This is a genomic window from Devosia sp. (genome assembly GCF_040509215.1).
In the GTDB taxonomy this organism is placed as follows: domain Bacteria; phylum Pseudomonadota; class Alphaproteobacteria; order Rhizobiales; family Devosiaceae; genus Devosia.
In genome coordinates this window covers 1-18,910 of record NZ_JBEVLL010000246.1, presented here as the reverse complement: position 1 = coordinate 18,910, position 18,910 = coordinate 1, and the positions used below count along the sequence as shown (strand labels likewise).

At 61.0% G+C, this 18,910-nt stretch carries 17 protein-coding genes; 6 read left to right on the top strand and 11 right to left on the bottom strand.

The genetic code is table 11. The features are described from left to right. The 4 genes from ABW043_RS13680 to ABW043_RS13665 form a co-directional block, all read left to right on the top strand. The coding region (locus ABW043_RS13680) for a 2-dehydro-3-deoxygalactonokinase (protein ID WP_353921759.1) at positions 1–449 on the top strand (449 nt) is incomplete at its 5' end. A gap of 11 nt (positions 450–460) precedes the next feature. Next, positions 461–1,072 carry a 2-dehydro-3-deoxy-6-phosphogalactonate aldolase gene (locus tag ABW043_RS13675; RefSeq protein ID WP_353921758.1) on the top strand — a complete coding sequence of 204 codons (612 nt, stop codon included), beginning with the start codon at positions 461–463 and terminating at the stop codon, positions 1,070–1,072. Then, positions 1,069–1,944: an SMP-30/gluconolactonase/LRE family protein gene (locus ABW043_RS13670; RefSeq protein WP_353921757.1), complete on the top strand. Its 876-nt coding sequence runs from the start codon at positions 1,069–1,071 to the stop codon at positions 1,942–1,944. The genes ABW043_RS13675 and ABW043_RS13670 overlap by 4 nt, the downstream gene beginning before the upstream one ends. Before the next feature lie 9 nt (positions 1,945–1,953). Then, entirely contained in the window at positions 1,954–3,915 is a 1,962-nt protein-coding gene (locus ABW043_RS13665) for a beta-galactosidase (RefSeq protein ID WP_353921756.1), read from the top strand. Here ABW043_RS13665 and ABW043_RS13660 read toward each other — a convergent pair. Then, positions 3,884–5,986, bottom strand: coding sequence for a ComEC/Rec2 family competence protein (locus ABW043_RS13660; RefSeq protein ID WP_353921755.1), 2,103 nt, complete (start codon positions 5,984–5,986; stop codon positions 3,884–3,886). The two genes, ABW043_RS13665 and ABW043_RS13660, sit on opposite strands and share 32 nt — an antisense overlap. Before the next feature lie 107 nt (positions 5,987–6,093). Between ABW043_RS13660 and gltX the strand changes: the two genes are divergently transcribed. Together gltX and gltA are read left to right on the top strand one after the other, a co-directional pair. Next, on the top strand, positions 6,094–7,509 hold the full coding sequence (gltX, locus tag ABW043_RS13655; protein WP_353921760.1) for a glutamate--tRNA ligase: 1,416 nt from the start codon (positions 6,094–6,096) through the stop codon (positions 7,507–7,509). 154 nt (positions 7,510–7,663) lie between these two features. Beyond that, the gene (gene gltA / locus ABW043_RS13650) at positions 7,664–8,953 is read left to right on the top strand and encodes a citrate synthase (RefSeq protein WP_353921754.1); all 1,290 of its coding nucleotides are present in this window, start codon (positions 7,664–7,666) and stop codon (positions 8,951–8,953) included. A gap of 40 nt (positions 8,954–8,993) precedes the next feature. Here gltA and ABW043_RS13645 read toward each other — a convergent pair whose 3' ends face one another. The 10 genes from ABW043_RS13645 to pyrH form a co-directional block, all read right to left on the bottom strand. Then, entirely contained in the window at positions 8,994–10,130 is a 1,137-nt protein-coding gene (locus ABW043_RS13645) for a lipid-A-disaccharide synthase (protein ID WP_353921753.1), read from the bottom strand. Continuing rightward, positions 10,131–10,940, bottom strand: a complete 810-nt coding sequence (gene lpxA, locus ABW043_RS13640) for an acyl-ACP--UDP-N-acetylglucosamine O-acyltransferase (RefSeq protein WP_353921752.1) — start codon at positions 10,938–10,940, stop codon at positions 10,131–10,133. Continuing rightward, positions 10,937–11,374 carry a 3-hydroxyacyl-ACP dehydratase FabZ gene (gene fabZ, locus ABW043_RS13635; RefSeq protein WP_353921751.1) on the bottom strand — a complete coding sequence of 146 codons (438 nt, stop codon included), beginning with the start codon at positions 11,372–11,374 and terminating at the stop codon, positions 10,937–10,939. Before fabZ ends, lpxA begins: the two co-directional genes overlap by 4 nt. 35 nt (positions 11,375–11,409) lie before the next feature. After that, the gene (gene lpxD, locus ABW043_RS13630; protein ID WP_353921750.1) at positions 11,410–12,438 is read right to left on the bottom strand and encodes a UDP-3-O-(3-hydroxymyristoyl)glucosamine N-acyltransferase; all 1,029 of its coding nucleotides are present in this window, start codon (positions 12,436–12,438) and stop codon (positions 11,410–11,412) included. Between the two features lie 71 nt (positions 12,439–12,509). Next, positions 12,510–14,630 carry an outer membrane protein assembly factor BamA gene (gene bamA, locus ABW043_RS13625; RefSeq protein WP_353921749.1) on the bottom strand — a complete coding sequence of 707 codons (2,121 nt, stop codon included), beginning with the start codon at positions 14,628–14,630 and terminating at the stop codon, positions 12,510–12,512. Positions 14,631–14,811: 181 nt separating this feature from the next. After that, positions 14,812–15,948, bottom strand: a complete 1,137-nt coding sequence (gene rseP / locus ABW043_RS13620; protein ID WP_353921748.1) for an RIP metalloprotease RseP — start codon at positions 15,946–15,948, stop codon at positions 14,812–14,814. Between the two features lie 42 nt (positions 15,949–15,990). Continuing rightward, positions 15,991–16,848 (bottom strand): phosphatidate cytidylyltransferase, encoded by an 858-nt coding sequence (locus ABW043_RS13615; RefSeq protein WP_353921747.1) that lies wholly within the window; start codon positions 16,846–16,848, stop codon positions 15,991–15,993. Next, positions 16,848–17,609: an undecaprenyl pyrophosphate synthase gene (gene uppS, locus ABW043_RS13610; RefSeq protein WP_353921746.1), complete on the bottom strand. Its 762-nt coding sequence runs from the start codon at positions 17,607–17,609 to the stop codon at positions 16,848–16,850. Before uppS ends, ABW043_RS13615 begins: the two co-directional genes overlap by 1 nt. A 34-nt stretch (positions 17,610–17,643) precedes the next feature. Next, positions 17,644–18,198: a ribosome recycling factor gene (gene frr / locus ABW043_RS13605; RefSeq protein WP_353921745.1), complete on the bottom strand. Its 555-nt coding sequence runs from the start codon at positions 18,196–18,198 to the stop codon at positions 17,644–17,646. A gap of 98 nt (positions 18,199–18,296) precedes the next feature. After that, on the bottom strand, positions 18,297–18,910 hold a 614-nt coding region (gene pyrH, locus ABW043_RS13600; protein WP_353921744.1), incomplete at its 5' end, for a UMP kinase.

The following is an 18,910-nucleotide window of genomic DNA, read 5'->3' as shown; positions in this document are numbered from 1 at the left end:
CGCTGCTCGACGGCACCAAGATCGAGCACTTCACCACCGCCATGACTGGCGAAATGTTCGAGCTATTGTCCACCCATTCGGTGCTACGGCACTCGCTCGGCGGCGACCTTGATACACCCGAGCGCGCCGAGGGCTTTGCAGCAGGAGCCAAGGACGGCCTCGACCATCCGGCCGATCTGCTCGGCCAATTGTTCCGCGTGCGCGCCAGTGCCCTTGTCTCGGGCCGCCAGCCGGCCTGGTGCGCCGGCTATCTCTCGGGCCTGCTTATCGGCACCGAGATTGCTGCCAACCGCCACCAGATAGGTAACGAACCCGTTCCGCTGATCGGTTCGCATGTGCTTTGCGCCCTCTACGGCCAGGTACTGGAAATGGCCGGCGCTTCCGGTCGCCCCGTCGATGCTACCGCTGTCGTTCTAGCCGGCCTCAAGGCCGCCCGCGAAGCCGCATAAGGAATATCTGCATGTCCCACCGCCACATCATCGCCATCCTGCGCGGCATCACCAATGAAGAAGCCGTGCCGGTATGCACGGCCCTCGTCGAAGCCGGCATCACGCTCATCGAGGTGCCGCTGAATTCGCCCAACGCGCTTGAAAGCATTTCGCGCGCAGCCAAGGCGCTGTCCGACCGTGCGGAAATCGGCGCCGGCACAGTTCTCACCGAAGAGAACGTGCGCGCCGTAGCAGCCGCGGGCGGCACTTTCATCGTCTCACCCGACACCAATGAAGCCGTCATCTCCGAGACGGTGAAGCTAGGCCTCAAATCCTATCCGGGCGTCTTCTCGCCCAGTGACGCCTTCAAGGCGATCCGTACTGGCGCGACGGGGCTGAAATTCTTCCCGGCGGAAGTTCTGGGCTCGAAGGGCATCAAGGCCATGAAGGCGGTGCTCCCGCCCGATCTGCCGCTCTATGCTGTGGGCGGCGCCAATCCTGACAATTTTGACGAATTCTTCGCCGTCGGCTGCGCTGGCTTCGGTCTCGGCACATACATCTACAAGCCCGGCATGAGTGTTGCCGAAGTCGCCGAGCGCGCAGCCACCGCCGTTGCCGCCTACGACAAGGGAGCTAAGGCATGAGCGACACGGCAGGCCTTCTGATCGACAGCAAATGCGAACTGGGCGAAGGCCCGTTGTGGCATGGCGAGCGTCAGCAGCTTTTCTGGTTCGACATCAATGAGCAGTCCCTCTTTGCCGCGAATGCTTCGGGCGAAATCGAGGAAAGCTGGCTGTTCAACGAGACGGTTGCCGCAGCGGCGATCATCGACAAGGACCGGCTGGCAATTGCGAGCGAGAATGGGCTGATCGAGTTCGACCTGCGCGTCGGCGGCATGAACCGCTTGCACGATATCGAGCGCGATGTGCCGGCCAATCGGACCAATGACAGCCGCGTCCATCCCTCGGGCGCGTTCTGGATCGGCACGATGGTCAAGGAAGAAGGGCCGAAGGAAGGCTCGGTCTATCACTACCGTGCGGGCCAGCTCAAAAAGATCATCGAGAACGTGGCCATTCCCAACGCGACCTGTTTCTCGCCCGATGGCCGTATCGCCTATTGGACCGATACGCCGACCAAGAAGATCCTGAAATGCGCGACTGATCCCGAAACCGGTTTGCCGATCGGCGAATGGGAACTGTTTGCCGACGTGTCGGACCACCGCGGCTGGCCCGATGGCGCCGTGGTTGATAGCGAAGGCTATCTCTGGAACGCCCGCTGGGGCGGCAGTTGCGTCGTTCGCTTTGCCCCCGATGGATCGATCGATCGCGTCGTGGAAGTTCCCGTAAGCCAGGTCACCTGCCCTGCCTTCGGCGGTAAGGACCTCAAGACGCTGTTCATCACCACCGCGGCCAAGACGCTGACCGAAGAGCAGCTCGCTGCCGAAAAAGTGGCCGGCGGCGTCTTCGCAATCGAAGTCGACGTCCCCGGCCTTCCTGAAACTCCCATAAAGCTCTGAGCCTTAGCCATGTCCATCAGTCCCACCCTCGGCGTTTGCTACTATCCCGAACATTGGCCCGAAGAGTGGTGGGACAAGGATGCCGCCCGCATGGCCGAGGTGGGCATCAAGTATGTCCGCATCGGCGAATTCGCCTGGTCGCGCATGGAGCCAACGCCAGGGAACCTGCAGCTCGATTGGGTGGTCAGGGCAATGGATGTGCTCGGCAAGCACGGCCTCAAGGTCATCGTCGGCACGCCGACCGCCACACCACCGCGCTGGATGGTCGACAAGCACCCCGACATGCTGGCGGTGGACGCGCGCGGCCAGCGCAAGGGTTTCGGTTCGCGGCGCCACTACGACTTTTCGCATCTGCCCTATCGCGAGGAATCAGCGCGTATCACGCAGATCCTTGCCGATGCACTGAGCGATCATCCAGCGCTCGGCGGCTGGCAGACGGACAATGAATATGGCTGCCATGGCACCACTTATTCCTATTCGCCGGCCGCGCTTGAGGGCTTCCGCAAATGGCTCTCTGCCCGTTACGGGTCGATCGACGACTTGAACCAGGCATGGGGCAATGTGTTCTGGTCGATGGAATACAACAGCTTCGAGCAGATCGAGCTGCCAAACCTGCTCGTCTGCGAGCCCAATCCGATCCACGACCTCGACTTCCGCCGCTACTCCTCGGATCAGGTCAGCGCCTTCAACAAGGTGCAGTACGACATCCTGAAGGCCAAGAGGCCGGACCTGCCGGTCATCCATAACTTCATGAGCCGCTACACGGAGTTCGACCACTACGACCTGGCCGAAACGCTGGATGTCGCCAGCTGGGATTCCTATCCGATCGGCCATCTCGCAGTCAGCGATGAGACCGAGGACATGAAGCGCCAGTACATGCGCCAGGGTGATCCGGACAATGCGGCCTTCCACCACGACCTCTATCGCACTGTGGGCCATGGTCGCTGGTGGGTCATGGAGCAGCAGCCCGGCCCGGTGAATTGGGCGAAGTTCAACCCCGATCCGCTGCCGGGCATGGCTCGTCTCTGGGCCTGGGAAGCCTTCGCGCACGGCGCCGAAGTTGTCTCCTACTTCCGCTGGCGGCAGGCGCCGTTCGCGCAGGAGCAGATGCACGCTGGCCTGTTGCGTCCTGACAGTGAGCCAGCTCCGGCCTATGGCGAAGCAAGCCAGGTGGCACAGGAACTCAAGCTCACCGGCCTCGATGGTCCTGTAGGCAAGGCACGCGTTGCGCTCGTCTTCGACTACGATAGCGAGTGGGCCTGGGAAGTGCAGCCACAGGCGCAGGGCTTCAAGCATGGCGCGCACGTGCGCGACACGTATGCCGCCTTCCGCAAGCACGGCGTCGACATCGACATTATCTCGCCCAAGACCAAGAGCTTTGCCGGATACGACATCGTCGCGATCCCGGCACTTTTTGCCTGGACCGAGGAACTGCGCGAGGCCGTTGCAAGCTTTGAAGGTCATTTGCTGATCGGACCACGCTCGGGGTCGAAGACGAAGAACTTCTCCATCCCCGCTCGCCTCGGACCGGACCTGTCGCCCAACCTTCTCGATGCCCGCGTTATGCGCGTGGACAGCATCCCCGCCCATGTTTCGATCACCGTCAAGGGCGGCGGCTCTACGCGCCTTTGGCGTGAGAAGGTCGAGACACGCGGCGAAGTGGTGATGGAGGACAATGAGGGCGTGCCGGTGCTGATTTCGCAGGGCAAGCTGTTCTATCTCACCGCCAGCGGCGATCGGGCGCTGATGCAGCGCATTGCCGACTATCTGATTGCCGAAGCGGATCTGCCGATCCTCAGCCTTCCGGCCGGTGTGCGCGCCCGTAGCCGCGGTGGCTTCCGCATCTATGTGAATTATTCGGCCAGCGCCGCAACGCTCACTCCGGCCTCCGACGAGAGCGGCTATGTGGTTGGTGGCACTGAAGTGCCGGCGGCCGGCGTTACCGTGGCAAAACTCGCCACGGGCGGCTAAGCGTTTCAATGGCCGGGCGGATTTCGAACCGCCCGGCCGCGTCGTCCCAGCGGAGCCAGTGAACGCCGCCGCGCTGCAGGTCTTGAGCGGTGATGATCTGGCCAGATGCGCCGCATCCCCTGGGTGCCGAAATCCGGGCGATGACCAGGCTTTGGCCATAGCAGTCCTCGGCAAATGCAGCAGCGTTGCGGATGACTGCAATACTGAAGCGCGCCGTCTTCACGATGCACCCAAGACTGTCGCAACGGGCGCCGGAATGGGTCTCGGCGATTTCGGACTGATAGTATTGGCTCCACACATCAACGGCAAAACTGCCAGTGCGGCCGCTGACGAGGCCCAGGCCCGTTCCATCGCGGACAGCGACTGCCTGTGTGGTGTCGGCGATCAGCACGTCGGGTCGGGGCGCGAAGCCTAACAACAGAACGATCGGCACCAGTATCGCCGGGGCCAGCAGGCGCCAGCGCCCTTCGACAAAAGCGAACCAGGCCAGGGCGACGAGGCCGGCCAACAGCGTCCATCCAGCCAGGATAGGGTTACCCGTGAGCGACGCACTCCAACCGGCTACCAGTTCGGCGACATCCACCATTCGGTCGATATTCCAGCCCATCAGCTTCAGGAACGGACCATCGAGCCCGAAGGGCATGGCAAGGATGGCGAGCACGCCGAACCACATGATGAGGCTGACGAAGGGTAGCGCCAACACGTTGCCAAGCACACCGAGCGGTGATGTCTGTTGAAAATGATAGGCGGAAAAAAGCAGCGTCGCCGCACCCGCTACGAAGCTCGTCCAAGCTGTGGCGGAGACGAAGCGTAACGCGCGATCGACGCTTCCGCTGGTTCCGGGAGGAGACAGGCGCGGCAGTTCGTAAATGCCGATGAGTGCGACCACTGCCGCGAAGGACAGTTGGAAACTGGCACGGAAGACGCTGGCCGGATCGATGAGGATGATCACCAAGGCGGCGATAGCCACATTTCGCATGGTCAGGGCCCGGCGTCCCGCAAGGACGGCACCGAAAATGAGCGCCAGCATCAAGGTCGAACGGAAGGCCGGGACATTGTCCATGCCTCCTGCGAGGAGCAGGTAGCCGAACGCGGCGGACAAGCCGGCAATTGCCGCAATCTGCTTGTTGGGCCAGGTCAGCGTCGCGGGAAAGCAGACAAGAGCCAGGCGCAATAGCCAGAAGATGCCGCCTGCGACGATGGACAGGTGGAGCCCGGAAATTGAATAGACGTGGGCAAGGCCAGACGCGGCCATGACATCGCGCGTTTCATCGCTGATGGCGCTCTGGTCGCCCATCATCATGGCCCGGCCAATCGCAGCGCTTGCGCCTTCCAGGGCAAGATCGATCCGCTCGCCGATATGGTTGCGCAGCGCCTGCACCCGGCGCGCCAGATCGCCGTCGTCGCCCGGCGTCACAATTTCCACCGCACCAATGGCGTTGCCGTAGGCGCCGATGCCGGAAAAATAGGCGTGAAACTGTCCGTCGAAGGCTCCGGGCAGGATGGGCCCGGGCACGGATGCCAGCCGTATCCGCGCTTCAATCAGGTCACCAACCTCGACCTTCGGCTCTGCCGGCAGGAGAATACGCGCCCGGCGGATGGGCGAGGCTCGCGTGTCCTCGAGCGGGCGCATGGCAGAGACGATAGCTCGGATGCCATTGGCATCCGTTGCCAGAACCTCATCCACCCTCGCCTCATAGGTGCCATAGGCGGGCACTGACAGCATGGCTGTGCCGAAGGCCAATCCGTGGAGGGCAAGCAGACAAAAGCCGAGCCAGGCCGAGCACATCTGGGTGGCCACGCGCAAACCTGTCAGCGAGTGCGACAGCATTGCCAACAGGAGACATCCCGTAACAGAGAGCGAACCGATGATGAAGTGAACGGCCCCCGGCTCCGCGGGCAAGACGGCATAAGCAACAAGGCCGAAAATCAGGCTGAAGGGCAGAAGAACGAAGAGCCGTCTTTGCCCGGTTGCCGCAGAAAGAGCGCTCCAGAGCGACTGCCAGACAAGCGAGGGCCAAGCCACGACGTACCAGCGGCCGGGGCGTGCAATGCCCCTTGCCCCCAGCACAATCTGCCCCCTGCCAGTCCCCTGCCCCTGCACCTTGCGCCCCTACCCTTGCGCTCAAGCCCGCCTATGCTACACACGGCCCGAAATTCCCTCAATTCGTTCCGGTTATCATGTCCCAGGTTGTTACTCGCTTTGCTCCTTCCCCTACCGGGTACCTGCATATCGGCGGCGCCCGTACGGCCCTGTTCAGCTGGGCCTATGCCCAGAACAAGGGCGGCAAGATGCTGCTGCGCATTGAGGACACCGATCGCGAACGCTCAACCGAAGCTGCCGTTGTCGCACTGATCGACGGGCTCAAGTGGCTGGGGCTGGATTGGGATGGCGAGCCGATCAGCCAGTTCGGCCGCGCATCGCGTCACGCCGAGGTTGCACATGAGCTCGTGAAGATGGGCCATGCGTACTATTGCTATTGCTCGCCAGAAGAGCTTGACCAGATGCGCGAAGAGGCCCGCGCCGCCGGCAAGCCGCCGCGCTACAACGGCTATTGGCGCGATCGCGACCCCAAGGAAGCGCCGGAAGGCATTTCCCCCGTGATCCGCATCAAGGCGCCGCTGACTGGCGAGATCGTGGTCAACGACCACGTTCAGGGCAAGGTCGTGTTCAAGACCGAGAACCTCGACGACTTCATCATCCTGCGCTCGGACGGCACGCCGACCTATATGCATGCCGTGGTTGTCGACGACCATGACATGGGCGTCACCCATATCATTCGCGGCGACGACCATCTTACCAATGCTGCCCGCCAGATCATCATCTACAACGCCATGGGCTGGACCGTGCCGGAGATGGCGCATATTCCGCTGATCCACGGCCCGGATGGCGCAAAGTTGTCCAAACGCCATGGCGCACTGGGTGTCGAGGCCTATCGCCAGATGGGCTACCTTCCGGCGGCTCTCCGCAACTATCTCGCGCGCCTCGGCTGGAGCCATGGCGACGAGGAGATCTTCTCGACCGAGCAGATGGTGGAGTGGTTCAGCCTCGAGGCCCTCAACAAGGGCGCGGCGCGCTTCGACTTCGTCAAGCTCGAGAACATCAACGGTCATTATATCCGCGAAGCCGACCCGACTTATCTCTACAACGTCATGATCGAGACGGCCCAGGAAGTGGGCCGCGACGAGGACGCCAAGGGCCTGCTTGCGAACCACAATACAGTTCTCGCCGCCCTGCCCGAATTGCAACCTCGGGCCAAGACGGTCTTGGAGCTTATCGACCTGGCCCAGTTCATTTATGCACTGCGCCCGATCACTCCCGATGCCGCGGCCGCTGCCTTGCTGACGCCTGAAGCCAAGGTGGTTCTTAGCGGTATTGCCGAAACGTTAGGGGGCCTTGCCGATTGGTCAGTGCCGGCCATCGATGGCGCCATGCGCGAACTGGCCGAAGCCAAGGGCCTCAAGCTCGGAAAGCTCGCCCAGCCGCTACGCGCAGCCCTTACCGGACGCACGGTTTCGCCAGGAATCTTCGAGGTCATGGTGCTTATCGGCCGCGAAGAATCAATGGCACGTTTAAGTGACCAAATTGCTTAAGGAACGGGGTCGCAGAGGGTAACGTCTGCTTACCTATCGGTTGCTTCGGCGGGGCAAAAACTGATACCTGTGCGGTCATCAATCGGCACCGCTGGAGGTGCTGCCCCGCTTCACCTCCCTTCCCTCGGAGCGCGGGCAAAACGAGGAGAGCTCAATGACCGAAAAAGTCGCCAAACTCATCGTCGGAGACCAGACCGTCGAATTTCCAATCTTGAGCGGAACCGTGGGTCCGGATGTCGTCGACATCCGCTCGCTCTACGCCAAGACGGGTCTGTTCACCTACGATCCGGGCTTCACCTCGACGGCAGCCTGCGATAGCGCCATCACCTATATTGACGGCGACAAGGGCGAACTTCTCTATCGGGGCTACCCCATCGAGCAGTTGGCCGACAAGTCGAACTATCTCGAAGTTTGCTACCTGCTGCTTTACGGCGAATTGCCGTCTGCAACCCAGTTCAAGGAATTCGAAGAGCTGGTGACGAAGCACACCATGGTGCACGAGCAGATGCACTATTTCTACCGTGGCTTCCGTCGCGACGCGCACCCGATGGCCGTGATGACCGGTGTCGTCGGCGCCATGGCCGCGTTCTACCATGACTCCACCGACATCAACGACCCGCAGCAGCGTGAGATCGCCTCGATCCGCATGATCGCCAAGATCCCGACGCTCGCCGCGATGGCCTATAAGTACTCGATCGGCCAGCCGTTCGTGTATCCGCGTAACGATCTCGACTACGCTTCGAACTTTCTCCACATGTGCTTCTCGGTGCCGGCGGAAGAATACAAGGTGAACCCGGAAATCGCTCGCGCGATGGACCTGATCTTCACCCTGCACGCCGACCACGAGCAGAACGCTTCGACCTCGACCGTTCGTCTCTCGGGCTCTTCCGATGCCAACCCGTTCGCCTGTATCGCTGCCGGCGTTGCCTGCCTCTGGGGCCCCGCTCACGGTGGCGCCAACGAAGCCGCGCTCAACATGCTGCGCGAAATCGGCACCGTGGACCGCATTCCGGAATACATCGCCCGCGCCAAGGACAAGAACGATCCGTTCCGCCTGATGGGCTTTGGTCACCGCGTCTACAAGAACTACGACCCGCGCGCCAAGGTCATGCAGCAGACTGCAAACCGCGTGCTGGACCTGCTCGGTGTCGAGAACAACCCGACGCTGCAGGTGGCCAAGGAACTCGAGCGCATCGCCCTGTCGGATCCGTACTTCGTCGACCGCAAGCTCTATCCGAACGTCGACTTCTACTCGGGCGTCATCCTTGACGCGATCGGCTTCCCGACCTCGATGTTCACCGTGCTCTTCGCCGTGGCCCGCACCGTTGGCTGGATCAGCCAGTGGAAGGAAATGATCGGCGACCCGCAAAAGAAGATCGGTCGTCCGCGCCAGCTCTATAACGGCTCGGTGGCGCGCGACTACTCAGAGATCAAATCGCGCTAAGGCGATCTGACAAATCAAGAATAGCCCCGCCTCGGCGGGGCTATTGCTTTTTGGGGGACCAGTAGGTCAGCACGCGTTCCGCCGGGTCGACACGAGGATCGTCGGCCGTACCGAACTCCATCAAGGCCCTTATCTTCGCAAATCCTGCAAGCTGGGTTCGCGCAGTGTCCGAACCATCGAGAAGCGACACTGCTGCGGCTGCAAGGGCCTCCGGATCGGGCTCGAGCTGCAGGATTTCCGGCACCAGCGCCTGATCGAGTATGATGTTGGGCAGCGACGCGAACTTCACCTTGTACTTGAGCCAACGCTTCGCCTGGCCCTTGTCCGCAACATAGGTTGTGACCATAGGCACGCCGGCTAGCGCTAGTTCGAGCGTCACCGTGCCAGTGACAGCGACTGCAGCAATGGCACTCGCCATGGCGGACGCCTTGCGTTCTTCGCCGCTGACGACGTCGACAGGAACGGGCCAATCCGCGACGCGCTGTTTGAGGGAGGCCTCTAGTCGGCGCGGCGTCGGCAAAATGAAGCCCGTTACGTTCGGGCGCGTCGCAAGACGCTCTGCGATCTCGCGCATCAGCGGCAGGTGGCGACGCAATTCGCCATCGCGGCTGCCGGGAAGCAGCAGCACCGGTCCATGCGCCGGAATTTCAGGTCGGAACGACAGCGCGTTGACAGCCGGGTGACCGACATAGTGAGTCTCCGGTCCACCGGCACTGCGCATGAAGGCGGGCTCGAAAGGCAGAACCGCCATGACCTCGCGAAAGTGCGGATTGAGATGCTGCGCCCGCTCGGGCTTCCAAGCCCAAGCCGCTGGGGCAACACAGAGCAAGACCGGAATATCTGGGGCAGCCCTATAGACCTGTTTGGCGACGACCTCGGAAAAGACCTGAGAATCGACGAGAACCACCACGTCGGGCCGCGTCTTGACGATACGACGCGCTACCTGACGGGCTCGCCACAGCAGCTTTGGCAGGCGCGGCAAGACGTCCGCCCAGCCCATGATCGAGAGCTCATTCATGTCAAAGAGGGAGGCCACACCGACGGACGACAGTGCCTCGCCGCCGACACCGCTCGCTTCGACGGTTACGCGCTGGCGCAGCCGCTGCACCAGGTCGGCGCCGATGCGATCGCCCGACGGCTCTCCGGCTAGGACGAAGAGCCGCAGCGGAGTTGTCATCTATTCTTCGTCCGCTGCCGGACGCGGCAGGCAGAGCGGGCGGTCCTTGGCACCGCCAATGAACGAAACGACGTCCTGCACCAGGGCGGCGTCCTTGAACATAACTGCCGCGTCGTCGACGCGTTCGCGCAGGGTGCCTTCGCTCGAAAAGATCATTCGATAGGCCGCGCGCAGCGTATGGATCGCGTCGCGGTCGAAGCCAGAACGCTTGAGACCAACGAGATTGAGGCCGGCAAGACGGGCGCGATTGCCGAGAGCCATGCCATAAGGAATGACGTCGGCATCGATCATACTCTGAGCGCCGATAAAGGCATGATTGCCGATACGGACGAACTGGTGAACACCGCACAGACCGCCAAACCGGACATAGTCGCCGATGACGGCGTGGCCGGCGACACCGACATAGTTCGCCAGAACGACATTGTTGCCGACCGTCGCATCGTGCGCCACGTGGCTGCAGGCCATCAGCAGGCAGTCATTGCCGATCTTGGTCAGCATGCCGCCGCCTTCGGTGCCAGGATTGATCGTCACCGATTCGCGAATGGTGCAGCGCTCGCCGATTTCGACGCGCGACGCTTCGCCATGGAATTTCAGATCCTGTGGCTGATGACCCACGGAGGCAAAGGGGAAAATCTTGGTGCTGGCGCCAATGGTCGTGTTGCCCTCGACGACCGCGTGGGAAATCAGTTCCACGTTGTCGTGCAGGACCACATGCTCGCCTACGATGCAGTAAGGGCCAACCTTGACGCCGGCCCCCAACTGCGCGCCGCTAGCGACAATCGCTGTCGGATGAACAACGATCTCACTCACTCGGTCGCCTCGACAATCATGGCGGTAAGCTCGGCTTCAGCGATAACCACGCCGTTTACCTTGGCTTCTGCCTTGTAACGCCCCACCGTGCGACGGCGATGCAGCTTGGAGATATGATACTCAATCGTATCGCCAGGGCCGGCGGGCTTACGGAAACGTGCGCTGTCGATGCCCAGCAGCATGACAATGCTCTTGTTGTCAGCGGTCGCATCAAACTTGATGACAATCGCGCCGGCCGTCTGAGCCATCCCTTCCAGGATCAGCACACCGGGGAAAATTGGATTGTTCGGGAAATGACCCTGAAAGATCGGTTCGTTGAAGGTGACGTTCTTCACGCCGACGGCAGAGTCGTCGCCCTTGATGTCGACGATACGATCAATCATCAGCATGGGATAACGATGCGGCAGCGCCGCAAGGATATCCATGATGCTCATGGCATCGAGTTCAGTCGTCGCGCTAACAGTGTCCGTCATCCCCGCCTGTCCCCTTTGGCCAATTTCCGCAATGTGGCGAGTTCTCGCCAAAAATCCTTAAGTTCCTGTGCCGGCGCTCCACCAAGCTTGGAGCCTGCCGGCCAGTCCTTAGTCACTGCGGCGCGGCCGAAAATAGTCGTACCCGCACCGATACGCAAATGGCCCGAAGTACCCACGCCGCCGCCCATCAGCACACTGTCTTCCACAATGGTGGAGCCAGACAGGCCGCTCTGGGCCGCGATGAGGCAATTGCGGCCAATTCGGCAATTGTGGCCGATTTGAACCTGATTATCGATCTTCGTGCCCTCGCCGATGACCGTGTCGCCGAGAGCGCCGCGATCCACCGTGCTGTTTGCGCCGATCTCGACACGATCCTGAATGATGACACGGCCCAATTGGGGAATCTTGCGATTGGTCTGGCCATGGTCGAGCCAACCAAAGCCCTCGGTCCCGATCCGGACACCGGAGTGCAGGACGACATCATTGCCCAGATGGGCGCAATCTATGGTGCAATTGGGAGCAATGAGGCTATTGCGTCCGATGGTAACGCCCGGGCCGATGACCGTATTTGCGCCAATTATCGTCCCGCGCCCGATTTCGACGCCATTGCCGATGACGACGTTGGACCCGATGGTCACGTCACGTTCGAATATCGGCGCTCCCAGGTCCTCCCGGCCACCTGCAATTGCCGACCTGGTGCTTCCTGGATAGAGACGGTCCAAAATTTCGGTAAAGAGATTATGGGCCCGCGGCGCCACGATGGCCACGGCGCCAGCCGGGACGCTGTCCTTCAATGACGGGTGCACGATCACGAAGCCCGCCGCCGTTCGGCGCAACTCCTCGACATATGACATGTGAGCCGCAAGGGCGAGATCGTGGGGACTGGCAAGTTCAAGTTCGGAAACGCCGCCGATCACACGGTCGGCATCGGAAAGTGATGCCGCGAGATCGGGATGACCGAGTTCCGTCAGCAGGGCGCCAACAGCAATCGGTCCGGAAAATCGGTGAAATCGAGTATCGACCATGAGATCATTTCAAAAGAAAAGCCGCGGAGCTACCGCCCCGCGGCTTGATGACTTCTTTCACGTTGCTCTTACTAGAGCAAGGTCTGAAGCGTGATCTGGAAAACCTGAGTACGGTCTGCCGTCGATTTGTTGAGCACGTGCGAGACGTCGCCGCGCAGAGGGCCAAACGGCGAGTCCCAGATAAGCGACGCACCGATGGACGTACGCAGAGGCGTGTCCTGGCTCGCAGGATCAAGGGCGTTCGTACCCGTGCCAGGCAAACCATCAATCCAGGCAGCATCGGCCCAGAGCGCACCGCTAAGGCCGTAGCTTTCCGGAAGAGCCGGGATCGGGAACTCGATCTCAGCAGAAACGGCCGCATACATGGTCGCGCCGAGGAATTCGCCATTCTGCAGGCGCGGGCCAACGCCACGACCTTCGAAACCACGAATAATCGTCGCACCCGGCATGAAGGCTTCGACAGAGTTGACCGAACCGCCATTGAGGCTGTTGACCACACCGGCCTGGCCGCGAACGCTGGCAACGATGCCGCTATCGTCAAGCACGGGCAGGAAGTAGCGGCCGCGCGCTTCGGTCTTCAGCAGGTTGTGGTCCCAACCGATATACTGCTGGGTGAAAGTTGCGTAGAGCCCTTCGGTCGGCGACTTGAGGTCATCAAGACCGTTCCACGTCAGGGTATAACCGACGAAGGCCTTGTTGAATTCCTGGCCATCAGTGACCAGGGCCGACTGATACTGCGGGTTATCCTTCACATCCGAGATAACTTTGCGCTCGTACCCGGCAAACACCGAGGCATTGAGCGCACTCGTGATCGGCACGCCGAAACGCACCTGACCGCCGGTCGACTGCGAACCATAGAAGCTCGAGGTCGTTTCGTCCGAAATACGGTGATAGGCATCAAAACCAGCCGCCACCTTGAGCCCCATGAAACGGGGCTCGGTGAAGGAGAAGTCAAATGTACGGCCGGACTGCGATGCGCCGATGGCGGCACGCAGATATTGACCACGACCAAGGAAGTTGCGCTCAGTCAGCGAAACTTCGCCCAGGATGCCGTCGCTGGTCGAGTAACCAGCGCTGGCGCCGTATTCACCCGTCGACGTTTCGACCACGTTGATGTTGAGAACCACCTTGTCCGGCGAGGAGCCAGGCGCGGTCGTCACTTCAACTGCAGAGAAGAAACCAAGATCCTGGATCGAGGTACGACCACGCACAACCATGGAGCGGTTGAACGGATCGCCTTCACCAAAAGCCAGTTCGCGGCGGATAACGAAATCGCGCGTCTTGGTATTGCCGGTGATGTTGATGCGCTCGACGTAGATACGCGCGCCTTCGTCTACCAGATAGGTGACGTTGAAGGTGCCCGTGGCGACATCGCGATCGAGGCGAGCACGCACGTCTGCGAAGGAATAGCCCTGAGTAGTGGCTTCGTAAGCCATGTCCTCAATGGTTTCCTGCAGGTTCGAAACGGAATACTGCGCACCCTTGCCGGTCTGGACGGTAGAGCGCAGCACATCGGTGTTGAGACCATTGATGCTGGTTTCGATACCGACATTACCAAACTGGTAGCGCTGGCCTTCGTTGACCGTGAAATTGATGAAGTACGCATTGCGCGCAGCATCGTACTCGGCAACCGAAGTCACCTGAGCATCGGGATAACCACGATTTGCGTAGTAGAGGCGGAGACGCTCGCGGTCGACCGCCAGCTTCTGCTCGTCATAGGTATCGTCACGGAGAAGCCAGCTCAGAATGCCGGTTTCCTTGGTCAGCATAGCACCCTTGAGGTTGCCGCTGCTGATCGCATTGTTGCCGGTAAAGTTGACCGCAGCGATGCCCGCGCGCTCACCTTCGTTGACCTGGAAAACCACGCGAACGCGACCATCAGCGGTCGGCTCCGTACGCGAGGTCACCGTAACGCCGAGGAAGCCATCGCGATCGTAGGCCTGACGGATGCTTTCAACGTCGGAAGCAACACGCTGAGTAGTGTAGATCCCGGAGGCAGAGACATCGACCATCGCCAACAGCTGAGCATCGGAGAACCGCCGGTTGCCCTCGAAGAGGACCGAACCGACCAACTGCTCCTGAGCCTGCGCAGCGACGACGCCCAGCACGGGGATCCCGGCAAAGACCATGGGGCTTGCACCCATAATCGCGATCACCGAGACAGCGCCACGCAACAGCTTGGGGTTAATCATATTGTTATTGCCTTCTGCGACCTGCCCGGAGAATCGTCATACGCCGCTCCCCCAAGCTAACTCCATTGGAGTGTTTTACTGTTTTTTTAACCACGGACAAGCGGTAAGCCCGGACGCAGTTAGCAATTCATTGGCACGCGTGTATTCGTGCAACACCTTGCGAACCAAGGTTAACCAAGGTTTAGCGCAAGATGCCAAAATGGTCGAAAACCGTGTCGTTGAACAGGGTAAAAACCATCAAGGCCAGCACCAGAGCGAAGCCGAAGCGAAATCCCATCTCTTGCACGCGCATGCTGAGGGGGCGTCCGCGAACGGCCTCGATGAGATAGTACAAGAGATGCCCGCCGTCGAGCATGGGAACGGGTAAAAGATTGAATATCCCAATGTTCAGAGACAGAAGCGCCATCAGGTTGATGAGGGCGATGATGCCCAGCGTCGCCACTTCCCCAGAAACCTTGGCAACTTTGACCGGCCCGCTCAGCTGCTGGACGTCTCCCCGGCCGACAAAAAAGTCGCCCAGGAATGCGCCAGTCCGCTGCACGATGAAGCGGATTTCGTCCACCGTCATCCCAACCGCCTCAATGGGTCCGGGGCGGTAAAGTTGAATATCGGCCTCTTCGATATTTCGACTGACGCCGATCCGCCCGATGCGCTGGTCGTTGCCGAACCGGTCCTGAATCACAACCGGTTCGGGTACGAGGCGAAGCGTATCTGTCGACGCGCCACGCTCGATTTCGATTACCACCTCGCGAGCCGGACTAGTGGCGACGTAGCGCTGAAAATCCTCGAAACCGCGAACGACATAGCCGTCCACGGACAGAATCGTGTCTCCGGGCTCGAATCCGGCGGCCTCGGCAACCGAGCCAGCAATGACCTCGCCGATAACGGCGGGCACGGTCTCGCGGCCGTAGCTGAGCAGCAGCGCATAGAGAATCAGGAATGTCAGAAGGACGTTGGCGATCGGGCCTGCGGCGACGATCGCGATGCGCTGCCAAACCGATTTGTTGACGAAAAGCCGCGGGGCCAGATCGGGATCGTGCAGTTCCGGCGCGTCGGGGTCCGGCATGCTCGAGGCGTTCATGTCGCCGGCGAAGCGGACATAGCCACCGAGCGGAATCGCGGAAATCTTCCAGCGGGTGCCGTGACGATCATTCCAACCGATCAATTCGCGGCCAAAGCCAATAGAAAAGGCCTGAATGGCGACGCCATTCCAGCGGGCCACAAGGTAGTGCCCCATCTCGTGGACGAAGACGATGACAGTCAGGACCGCCAGAAACGGAATGACGTAGGACAGGAGCCAGTACACAAAATCAAACATCGTCATTCCGGGAGTGAGGCAGATAGGCTGCCTGGTCGGTGATCACCAATAGAGCAGTCCCTCGGCCACCGAGCCGATCCCGCCATGCAACGCGCCGATGATCAAGACCAGAATGATGCCGAATGTGAGGCTATCAAGCCGATCCATCAAGCCGCCATGGCCGGGGATAATGTCGCCGCTGTCCTTGATACGGAAATGCCGTTTTACCGCACTTTCGCTGAGATCGCCCAACTGGCCGAGAACGCTGATCGACAGCGAAATCAACAGACCGATCCACCATGGAGAATCCGTGAGGACGATCCAGACAAGGAGGCCAGCCCCTGAGCCGAGCGCCAGGCCACCAAGGGCACCCGACCACGTCTTGGAGGGAGAAATGCCCGGTGCGAGCTTCTCGCCACCAATCTGGCGACCGGTGAAGAACGCCGCGGAATCAGTCATCCAGACGACGGTGCCGAGAAAGATACCCGCCCAAATACCCGCGACGCCATCGCCCCGCATCAGCACGGCGGACAGAATCAATAGCCCGAACAGGACGAGGCCTGCGGCCCGCCAGGCGAATAGCTCGCGCCCCATAAAGGCGGCAACCAAGCAGGCAACCGCTATGGCACCGGCAAGACCCCAAATGCCCAGCAATGGAAAGACCAGACCGGAAAGGCCCACCAGCCCGATCAGCGCCATGCCCGGCATGGTCAAAGGAGCCCGGGAGACCATGGTTTCCCACTCGCGATAGGCGCCGGCGTAAACGGCGCCCACCACACCCGAAAAAAAGTAGCTGCCGAGATAAAGAGCCGTCGCCGTAACAGCAATCAGCACCATGGCAGAAACGACACGCGGGCCCACATCGGCCCAGTTGCGCCGTTGGGATTGGGGAGACTTCGGTGAAGGTGCGCCCGGCTCCATCAACTCCCGGTCGCCCCCAGACCGCCATAGCGCCGATCACGCAACGAATAGGCCTCAAGGACGCGCAGGAAACTGGCTTCATCGAAATCCGGCCAGTTTTCCGGGACGAAGACGAGTTCGGCGTAGGCGGACTGCCAGAGCAGGAAATTGGAAAGGCGTTGTTCGCCGCTCGTCCGGATGATGATGTCAGGATCGGGCAAATCCACGGTATAGAGCGCGCGAGCAATTGCCGCCTCGTCGATATCGGCGGGATCGATGCGACCTTCCGCAGCGTCTTTCGCAAGGCGACGGACGGCGTCGGTGATTTCGGCGCGCCCGCCATAGTTGAAGGCAACGACGAGGACAAGACCGGTATTGCTTGCCGTCTTCGACTCTACGTCCTCGATGAGACGGACAAGAGACGGTTCCAGGCCAGCCCGCGCCCCAATGATCCGGATACGGACGTTGTTGCGAATAAGCCGCTGCAAGTCAGAGGCCACAAAACGCCGCAAGAGGCCAAAGATGAAAGACACCTCTTCGGCCGGACGCGTCCAGTTTTCAGATGAAAAGCTGAAAACCGTCAGATAGCCGACGCCGTGCTTGATGCAGGACTGCACGAGGTTGCGCAAGGCATGCACGCCCTCGACATGGCCTTCCGTACGACGCTTGCCCCTGGCCTTGGCCCAACGGCCATTGCCATCCATGATCACCCCGAGATGAACTGGAATACGGAGGCCCGAACCGAGGTCCGGGCTCATTTTTGCGGCGGTCTCGCTTGCCATCAACGCCCCTCCCGGCGGCGTTCCATGCAGGTCCTTAGACCTGCATGATTTCCTGTTCCTTGGCCGCCACGATCGCATCGATCTCCTTGACGGCGTCGTCGGTAGCCTTCTGCACGAGCTCAGTCTGCTTCTTGGCGTCGTCCTGGCTCATGTCGCCGTCCTTCTCCGCCTTTTTCAAGGCGTCCATGCCATCGCGACGAATGTGGCGCACGGCGACGCGGGCCTGTTCCGCATAGGTGTGCGCAACCTTGGCGAGTTCCTTGCGGCGCTGCTCGTTGAGTTCGGGCAGCGGAACGCGGATGACCTGGCCTTCACCCATCGGGTTGAGGCCAAGGCCGCTATCGCGGATGGCCTTTTCAACGGCGTTGGCCAAACCACGATCCCATACCTGAACGGAGAGCATGCGGGGCTCGGGAACGGTCACGGTGGCGAGCTGGCTGAGCGGCGTGCGCGAACCATAGGCTTCAACAGTCACGGGCTCGAGCAGGCTGGCGCTGGCGCGGCCGGTGCGCAGGCCAACCAGTTCGTCCTTGAGCGAGCCGATCGACTTCTGCATGCGGTTCTTGATGTCGGTGAGATCATAGGCCATTGCCGAGGTCCTTCCAGTCAATTGGCGCTGCCAGCGTGGGGCGCGCTTCTCTATTAAACTCGCACCAGAAAGGTGCAATGGGCGAAAACCGCCCTGCCCTAAATCGGGTCGCCAACTCGAGTTGACATGCCCTTGCCTTCCAGGATGCCGGAAAGGCCCGCGGGCTCATCGAGGGCATATACAATAATGGGCATGTGGCTGTCGCGGGCAAGCGCGAATGCAGCCGTATCCATCACCTTCAAATTGCGGGCGATGACCTCATCGTAGCCGATCTGCGTATAGCGCACGGCGTCGGGGTTCTTCTTCGGATCGTCAGAATAGACGCCGTCAACCTTGGTGCCCTTGAGCACGACATCGCATTCGAGCTCAATAGCACGGAGCGTTGCGGCCGTATCGGTCGTGAAGAACGGATTGCCAGTGCCGCCGCCGAGGACGACGACGAAACCTTCTTCGAGCGCCTGCTTGGCATCGCGCGCAGTGAAAGTATCGGCGACCGAGGGCATGGTCGCGGCGCTGAAGGGCTTTGATTTCACACCCTGGCGGGTGATCGCATTGGAAAGAGCGAGGGCATTGATCATTGTGCCCAGCATGCCCATCAGATCCGCGGTTACGCGATCGGTGCCATCGGCAGCGCCGGCCATGCCGCGGAAGATGTTACCGCCACCGACGACGATGGCGACCTGAATGCCCGAGCGCGCCGTGTCGGCGATCT

Excerpts from the sequence above, each read along its gene's own strand:
- uppS (WP_353921746.1), bottom strand. The coding sequence starts at position 17,609 with ATGGCAAGCGAGACCGCCGCAAAAATGAGCCCGGACCTCGGTTCGGGC.
- ABW043_RS13615 (WP_353921747.1), bottom strand. The coding sequence starts at position 16,848 with ATGGAGCCGGGCGCACCTTCACCGAAGTCTCCCCAATCCCAACGGCGC.
- ABW043_RS13665 (WP_353921756.1), top strand. The coding sequence starts at position 1,954 with ATGTCCATCAGTCCCACCCTCGGCGTTTGCTACTATCCCGAACATTGG.
- frr (WP_353921745.1), bottom strand. The coding sequence starts at position 18,198 with ATGGCCTATGATCTCACCGACATCAAGAACCGCATGCAGAAGTCGATC.
- rseP (WP_353921748.1), bottom strand. The coding sequence starts at position 15,948 with ATGTTTGATTTTGTGTACTGGCTCCTGTCCTACGTCATTCCGTTTCTG.
- ABW043_RS13645 (WP_353921753.1), bottom strand. The coding sequence starts at position 10,130 with ATGACAACTCCGCTGCGGCTCTTCGTCCTAGCCGGAGAGCCGTCGGGC.
- gltA (WP_353921754.1), top strand. The coding sequence starts at position 7,664 with ATGACCGAAAAAGTCGCCAAACTCATCGTCGGAGACCAGACCGTCGAA.
- bamA (WP_353921749.1), bottom strand. The coding sequence starts at position 14,630 with ATGATTAACCCCAAGCTGTTGCGTGGCGCTGTCTCGGTGATCGCGATT.
- lpxD (WP_353921750.1), bottom strand. The coding sequence starts at position 12,438 with ATGGTCGATACTCGATTTCACCGATTTTCCGGACCGATTGCTGTTGGC.
- fabZ (WP_353921751.1), bottom strand. The coding sequence starts at position 11,374 with ATGAGCATCATGGATATCCTTGCGGCGCTGCCGCATCGTTATCCCATG.
- ABW043_RS13675 (WP_353921758.1), top strand. The coding sequence starts at position 461 with ATGTCCCACCGCCACATCATCGCCATCCTGCGCGGCATCACCAATGAA.
- ABW043_RS13670 (WP_353921757.1), top strand. The coding sequence starts at position 1,069 with ATGAGCGACACGGCAGGCCTTCTGATCGACAGCAAATGCGAACTGGGC.